Here is a 6,980-nt window from a genome sequence, read left to right on the forward strand (position 1 = left end):
GGCGCGCGCGCGGTCATGCCATTCGGTGTCATGGGCGGGGATTATCAGCCCTTTGGCCATGTGCATGTGCTGACCAACCTGCTGGATCACGGGATGGATATTCAGCAAGCCATCGATGCCCCGCGCGTGTTTTATGAGAATGGCGCGGTCGTTGCGGAAACCGGGGTTCCCGCGCAGGCAGTGCAGGGTTTGCGCGACAAGGGCCATAAGGTCATCGCCGCCAAAGCGCCCCATGGTGGCGCGCAGGCCATCTGGATTGACTGGGATCACGGTACACTGACCGGTGGTTCCGACCCGCGCAAGGATGGCTCCGCACTGGGCTACTGACGCGCCACCAAACCGCAACGCACTCGGCCCCTAGGTGCTTTGCCCCAAGGTTTGATGGTGCAGTTCAGCCCGCGCGACATGTTCTTTTGGCATTGCCAAGTTGATTGGTGCTTGTGACTTGGGTAGAGGTTGAGGGATGAAGATACCGCCGTCAATGCCGCGCCTGAAGGGCTTTCGCTACCCCATGAGACTTGAATCTCCCGTCAGGGCTTACCATAGCGTTGTGCTGAGCATGGCGGATGTAGAGGATCTTTTGACCTGGCGGGGCGTCATCGCCAGCCGCGAATCCGTCCGTCTCTGGGACAGCCGGTCTGGCGCACATTTTACTGCCAGAATTCGGCGTGATTGACCCAGACCGAATAAAAGTGGCATCTGGACGAGTTCGTGATTCCGATTGGCGGCGTGAAACACTGGCTCTGGCGGGCCATCGATGCAATGGAGATACGCTCGACATCTTGGTTCAGACACGTCGAAATTCCAAAGTCGCCAAGCGATTCCTGGCGAGATTAACCGCGCGATTTCGCCGTTGGTGCTGATCATCGGGCTCACAAGGGCCTTAACAACCGGATAGAGGGAAGTCACAGGCCAACGCGGCCCCTAGAGAAAATCAAGGGATGGTTCAAGCCACAATGACAGGCGCAACGTTTTCTTGCCGCCTATGACCAGATCAACACGATCTTCAAACCCCGCCGCTATCGTTTTTCCGCCACTTCATACCGCACAGCGCGCGCAGACGCCTTCGACCTGTGGAACCAGTATGCCGCGGAGATGGCCGTCTAAAAACGCTCTTCCAAACCCATTCACGGCCGACTCAAAACAACTTGGCAATGCGTTTGTGTTGCCCAGCCGGGATATTTGCGGAGCGATGTCCACCGGATGCAACCCGGCCACCTGCGCTACGCACCTTCGGTCTGCTAGAATTGGTCCGGCACCTTGGCCTGGTACTCGGCGGGCGCCCCGCACAGCACGCGCTGCACGGATCCTGTCGGGCGGTGTTCAGCACAAGGTTCACGTCGCACATTTCCACCTGTGCCACTGCCACAAACCCTTCGTCGTGCCGCATGAAAGAGAGTGAGCCATTAATTGCCTCCGGTTCAAGTGTATTGGCGAACGGAGATGGTACTTGATGCCTTTGTGCTGGCGCTGTCATTTTTCGGCGGTGTCCTGCGCCGAGTGGTTATCGATATCCCAAGAAATTTCCGGATTGCGGCGCTACCCACTGGAGGCCGAACCTATCAGACGCCCAGTTTGTCGCGCAGGCCATACCACCATGACCCGATCACCGAATAGGGCACACGGAAGGTGCGGCCACCAGGGAATGGATACCATGGCAGACCGGCGAACACGTCAAAGCGCTTCAGGTCGCCATCGATGGCCTCTGACAGGATGCGGCCGAACGTATGTGTGCCGGTCACGCCATGGCCGCTATAGCCATGCGCGAAATATGTGTTCTGCCCGATGCGCCCCATCTGCGGGACACGGGTAAAGGACAGCGCGAAATTGCCGCTCCAGGAATATTCGACCTCAATGCCCTTCATCTCGGGGAATATCTTGTAAAGGTTGCGGCGCAGCTTGTGCTGGATATTCAGATCATCCGTGCCACCATAGACTGAACCGCCGCCGATCAGCAGGCGCTTGTCTGCGGACAGGCGGTAGTAGTCGGGAATATAGCGGATATCCTCAACGCAATGATCGCTGGGCAGCAGGCGGCGCGCCATCTCATCGCTCAGCGGGCGGGTGGCCATGATCTGGGTTGTCACGGGCATGACGCGCCATGTCAGCGTTGGTACCACGCGGCCAAGATAGGCATTGCCACACAGCACCAGCGTCTTGCAGGTTATCCGGCCCTTGGCAGTGTGAACAACCGGGCGTTGGGCCTCGGTGTTAACTGAGGTGACTGGCGACATCTCGTAGATCACGCCACCAAGGCTTTCAAAAGCGGCTGCTTCGCCCAGTGCCAGGTTCAGCGGGTGAATGTGACCGCCCTTGTGGTCGATCTGTCCACCGATATACATGTCGGAGCCGATATGTTCGCGAATGCCTTCCGGGCCGACCATTTCCTGACAGGTGATGCCGTAGCTTTCCCATAGGTTCTGGCGGGATTCGAGTTCCTTCATGTCGGCTGGGCTGATCGCGGCAAGGATGTTGCCTTTTTTCAGGTCGCAGTTGATGCCATAGGTCGCAACACGTTCGCGGATGATATCGCCGCCTTCGGTGACAAGGTTTGCCACAAAACGCGCGGTGTCCTGCCCGAATTGCCGTCCGATCTTCTGTAGGCTGGCATTCAGCCCGTTGACGATCTGGCCACCATTGCGCCCAGAGGCCCCCCAGCCAACGCGCGCGCCTTCGATGATCGCAACGCGATAGCCTTTTTCGACAAGATGCAGCGCTGTGGACAGGCCGGAAAACCCGGCGCCGACGACACAGACATCAATTTCCTTATGCCCGGCCAATTCGGGCCGGACCTGGCTTGGATTCGCAGTGGCCGCATACAGGCTTCCGGTGTGGTCGCCGGTTCCGGCATAGTATTTTGTCATCGCGTTCATGGCGTCCTCCGCGTCATAGTATACTCTATGATGAAATGTGATAGCATTTTTATCTTGATGACACCATTACTGGATTGTGTCAAGCGAACGCCGCGCTATGATTGCGAAAATAGTGGAAGCAGGACGCAGATGGATCAAAAAGAAACCTCTATCCCGCATGTCACCCGCACGGATGAGATGACAACCCAGGAATACGCCTATCTGCGCTTGCGCAGCGCAATCATGGTCGGTGCATTCCCGCCGGGCCACAAGCTGACGATCCGCGGGCTGGCGCTGGAGCTGGACCTGTCGCAAACGCCGATTCGGGAAGCGGTGCGCCGGTTAAGTTCCGAAAGCGCGATCGAAGTGCTGGGCAACCGTCGGTTGCGGGTTCCGGTCATGACGCCGGGCCGCTTTGAAGAACTGGTCCAGTTGCGCACGGTTCTGGAACTTCATGCCGCTGCGCGCAGCCTGCCTTATGTGTCCGACATCGTGATTGACCGGATGGTCGCCATTGACATGGAACTTGACGCCGCCGTTGTGAAAAATGACCCGGTGGGGATGACGCGGCTTAATCATGCCTTTCACCGTGTGCTGTACTGCCTTAATCCTGATCAGGCCGTCATGCCGCTGGTCGAAAGTATCTGGCTTCAGCTTGGCCCGTTTCAGCGTCAGGTGATGGCCACATATCAGCACCATTACAGCATCGACAGGCACAAGGAAATTCTTGGAGCCCTAAGGCAACGTGACCTGACAGCCCTGTCCGAATCCCTTGTTGCGGATATTCAGGAAGGTCTGGCCCTTGCAGGCAAGGAAGCCTTACGCGATACCTGTTTCCGCACCTGAAGGGGCGTGTGGGGCGAAGGGTGCGATGTCCGCGCGCGGTCACAGGACTGGTGTGTGCTCAACACCTCCCAAAAGGAGATGTTCCTCGCTCCAGGCGAACTGGAGCGCATCACCTGCCGCGAAATACATCGGAATGAACGCATCACGCGCGCTGATGCCCAGCGACTTCTTCAGTTCACTGACAAAGCGCTGAACGGGTGAATAGGAACTTGTGTAACCCTCCGCGACAAGATCCTCATAGAGGTTCTTCGCATTGCGACGCTCACGGCATCGAAGCTGCAGGTCGTGCTTGAAAAGCTCCCGGAGACGCGCCTCGAATTGCGCGCTAAGCTTGTGGCCGACACGCGGCTGCCTTTCCCGATATTGCGGTTGCTCCGGGTCCTTCAGATACTTCTTGATCGTCGTGCGCAAGATCCCTGACTCGCGCGCCACAGCCCGAATGCTGCTGCCATCGCCCAAGATTCAACCACGGATCTTCATTGCTGTTTCCATCAGCAACACCTGATCTTCCTCCGCGCCAAAGCGGCTTGATCCATGTTTGGCCAGTTATGTTATGATGCGCTTTCCACATGGATGCGCCAGCAATCGCGCGAACCGCTGCCCCTGCCTGGATTTGAGAGTCTGATTCAAAACTATTTGCATTTTCATGCCCTTGCAAGATGCAGGGAAACGCGTTGAATGTGCGCGATGATGACTCATGCTTCTGCGCTGGCGATGGATTTTTCCCAGTCCTTCGACAGGCGGCGGTATCGCCCCAGCCATGCAAGAGTGCGCTCGACGACCCATCTGCGCGGCAGGACCTCGAAGCCTTGCGCTGTATCGCAGCTTCTGACGATCCAGCGGGTCCAGCACGCCAACAGCTTTGAGCACATCCGGCGCGCCATCACGATCCAGCACCCCGGCGCTGTGGACCTCAAGTCCGACATGCAATCCGATCGTATCGGTCACGATAGGACGCTTCCGCCCCGTTATCCGTTTACCCGCATCATAGCCCGTAACTCCCCCGTTCTCCGTGGCTTTTACACTACGGCTGTTGATGATCCCGGCTGTCGGATGCGCCGCGCGGGCCTCGGCCAGATGCGCGGCCTCCACGAGTTTGCGGTTGATCTCATCTAGCGGGCCGTCATTGCGCCATGCATGTAAATAGCCCCGCACTGTCGACACCGGCGGGAAGTCGTTGGGCAACATCCGCCACAGGCGACTGCTCGTCGCAATGTAGAGGATCGCGTCGAACACATTGCGCAACTGTGTCGTGCGGGGGCGACCGGTTGTCCTGGGGGCGGCATCAACGGGGCGATCATTGCCCATTCCGCGTCGGTCAAATCATTTTGCATATTTACCGCGGTCTGACCACAGACAAGTGCAAACCGACACGCGAGTTACCCTGCCCGGTATCTTGTGTGTCCACAAACGCCCCGGTGATCGGGGCTTTAAACTTTTCGACGAAAACTGGAGAGTCCATTGTCTCAGATTGACATTCTTGCCCCTGCTGCTTTTGCACCGGTTCTGACTGCCCTCGGTCATGCTTTCGATGAGAAGAGGACGGGTTCTGTCCGGTTCTTGATGGGGCCAGCCGCAGGTGACGCGCCCGAATCCATCATGAACCGCATAGCACAGCCGGGTCACGCGCAAGGAGTGTTTCTGCCCATTTCACTGATGGCGAAAGCCGAGGATATGGGGAAACTGCGCGCGGATACTCAACGCCATGTGTTTGTGACCAGCATTGCCGCAGCCATTCCAGACGGCGACGCTGTTCCTGATCTGAGCACACTCGAAGCGCTGGACCGCCATTTAAGCGAGGTGTCGCGCATTGGCGTCTCTGTCGCAGCAAGCGGACAGTTCCTGCGCAACAAACTCTTTACATGCTTGCCGCACGCCACACAGATTGCGGAAAAAGTTGAAGAGATTACGGGATCAGTTGGCGAAGCTCTGCGGGAGGGGGCGCTGAAAATCGGCTTCCAGCAATACAGCGAACTCGTTGCGGAAGACGGGTTGCATGTCATCACGGACATTGCACTGGAGGCGCGCAATGGCACGGTTATCTGCTTTGCCACTTTGGTTGACGCGCCTGACCGACAGAGCGTCGAGACATTCGCTGATTTCCTTACCTCGCCTGCCGCGACCGAAACCCTTACCCGCTTTGGCCTGTCCCCGGCGGTATAACTTCAGATCAGGTCAGACAAAGTTGCCACCAGTGGCATAACAGTTCCGGCACGTGTAGCCAGGCCCCAAATACAAAACAAATGAGGTGGACTCCATGTCACATAGCGATTCAAGGACCTTTGTTCTGATCCATGGTGCCGGTCACGGTGGCTGGGTCTGGCGCAGGTTGGCCGACCGTCTGACGGCACTCGGTCACCGCGTTTTCACGCCGACCTTGACCGGCGTGGGAGAGCGGTCGCATCTTCTTTCCGGGTCAGTTACTCTCCAGACGCATATCACGGATGTCGTCAATGTCTTCAAATGGGAAGATATTAAGGATGCAGTTCTGGTCGGCCATTCCTATGCGGGCTGGGTCGTATCCGGTGCGATGGAGGAACTTGAAGATCGTGTTTCAGCATTGGTCTATCTGGATGCGTTCTTGCCCGATGATGGTCAGCGCGGCGTAGATTTTCTGAACGAGCAGCAGACTGAAGCGTTCAATGCGGCACGTGAGAAGGGTGAAGTGTCGCGGCCTGGCCCCAACAGCAAAGCCTTGCGCGTCCAGTCGCCCGAAGACGTGGCTTGGATCGATAGCAAGATCACGCCGCAACCAATTGGGGTTTCGCTTGATCCGGTACAAATCAAGGGTGCTCGCGACCGGGTTGCCACAAAACTCTATGTGCGCACCCCGCTATTCCCTCAGCCGCGTTTTGATGCTGCGCTGGAACGCTGCAAGGCAGATCCGACTTGGAAAACAGCGATCCTGGAAAACTGCGGCCATGACCCGATGGTGGACGATCCCGATGCGGTAAAGGACTTGCTGCTGTCACTGTGACAAGATGCAGCGCGTCATGCCTCACTAAATGCGATATCAAGCCGCCAAAGTTCTTTGGCGGCTTGTCATTTTCAAGTTCCAGCCGAGCGGGGCATTGGTCCAAAAGAAGTAAGTGATTTCGAGTGACTGTCCACGAAGATCTGCTCAGCGCAAGTCCACAGCAGCTTCTGACGTCCGTAGCGTCGTGTCGCCTGTCGATGGTTGATCATCAACTTCTGATATCTCGCTGCGGATCCAGTCCAGAAACTTCAGCAATGGCGGGGAAGGTGGCGTGCCTTTGGGCCATGTCAGATAATAGCTTTCGC

6 protein-coding genes and 2 pseudogenes are annotated in these 6,980 nt (G+C 57.4%); 5 read left to right on the plus strand and 3 right to left on the minus strand.

What is annotated here, in order from left to right; translation table 11 throughout:
• On the plus strand, nucleotides 1-327 hold a 327-nt coding region (locus tag PUT78_RS22625; RefSeq protein WP_274354502.1), incomplete at its 5' end, for a gamma-glutamyltransferase.
• Between the two features lie 136 nt (nucleotides 328-463).
• A pseudogene (locus PUT78_RS22630) lies at nucleotides 464-1,107 on the plus strand (IS6 family transposase).
• A 455-nt stretch (nucleotides 1,108-1,562) separates the two neighbouring features.
• Here the strand turns inward: PUT78_RS22630 and PUT78_RS22635 are convergent.
• The gene (locus tag PUT78_RS22635; RefSeq protein ID WP_274354503.1) at nucleotides 1,563-2,873 is read right to left on the minus strand and encodes an NAD(P)/FAD-dependent oxidoreductase; all 1,311 of its coding nucleotides are present in this window, start codon (nucleotides 2,871-2,873) and stop codon (nucleotides 1,563-1,565) included.
• A 129-nt stretch (nucleotides 2,874-3,002) separates the two neighbouring features.
• Between PUT78_RS22635 and PUT78_RS22640 the strand changes: the two genes are divergently transcribed.
• Nucleotides 3,003-3,698, plus strand: a complete 696-nt coding sequence (locus tag PUT78_RS22640) for a GntR family transcriptional regulator (RefSeq protein ID WP_274354504.1) — start codon at nucleotides 3,003-3,005, stop codon at nucleotides 3,696-3,698.
• Nucleotides 3,699-3,737: 39 nt separating this feature from the next.
• Here the strand turns inward: PUT78_RS22640 and PUT78_RS22645 are convergent, their stop codons facing one another.
• Nucleotides 3,738-4,157, minus strand: coding sequence for a hypothetical protein (locus PUT78_RS22645; protein WP_274354505.1), 420 nt, complete (start codon nucleotides 4,155-4,157; stop codon nucleotides 3,738-3,740).
• Between the two features lie 239 nt (nucleotides 4,158-4,396).
• Nucleotides 4,397-5,032 (minus strand): annotated as a pseudogene (locus tag PUT78_RS22650) (IS5 family transposase); the annotation flags it as partial.
• Nucleotides 5,033-5,159: 127 nt separating this feature from the next.
• Between PUT78_RS22650 and PUT78_RS22655 the strand changes: the two are divergent.
• Both PUT78_RS22655 and PUT78_RS22660 read left to right on the plus strand, forming a co-directional pair.
• Nucleotides 5,160-5,861, plus strand: a complete 702-nt coding sequence (locus PUT78_RS22655; RefSeq protein WP_274354506.1) for a substrate-binding domain-containing protein — start codon at nucleotides 5,160-5,162, stop codon at nucleotides 5,859-5,861.
• 94 nt (nucleotides 5,862-5,955) lie between these two features.
• Nucleotides 5,956-6,675 carry an alpha/beta fold hydrolase gene (locus PUT78_RS22660; RefSeq protein ID WP_274354507.1) on the plus strand — a complete coding sequence of 240 codons (720 nt, stop codon included), beginning with the start codon at nucleotides 5,956-5,958 and terminating at the stop codon, nucleotides 6,673-6,675.
• Nucleotides 6,676-6,980: the final 305 nt, after the last annotated feature.

Source organism: Roseinatronobacter alkalisoli (assembly GCF_028745735.1).
GTDB classification, from domain to species: domain Bacteria; phylum Pseudomonadota; class Alphaproteobacteria; order Rhodobacterales; family Rhodobacteraceae; genus Roseinatronobacter; species Roseinatronobacter alkalisoli.

Bases quoted from the DNA above. Each gene is read 5' to 3' on its own strand.
- PUT78_RS22635 (WP_274354503.1), bottom strand. From the start codon at position 2,873: ATGAACGCGATGACAAAATACTATGCCGGAACCGGCGACCACACCGGA.
- PUT78_RS22640 (WP_274354504.1), top strand. From the start codon at position 3,003: ATGGATCAAAAAGAAACCTCTATCCCGCATGTCACCCGCACGGATGAG.
- PUT78_RS22660 (WP_274354507.1), top strand. From the start codon at position 5,956: ATGTCACATAGCGATTCAAGGACCTTTGTTCTGATCCATGGTGCCGGT.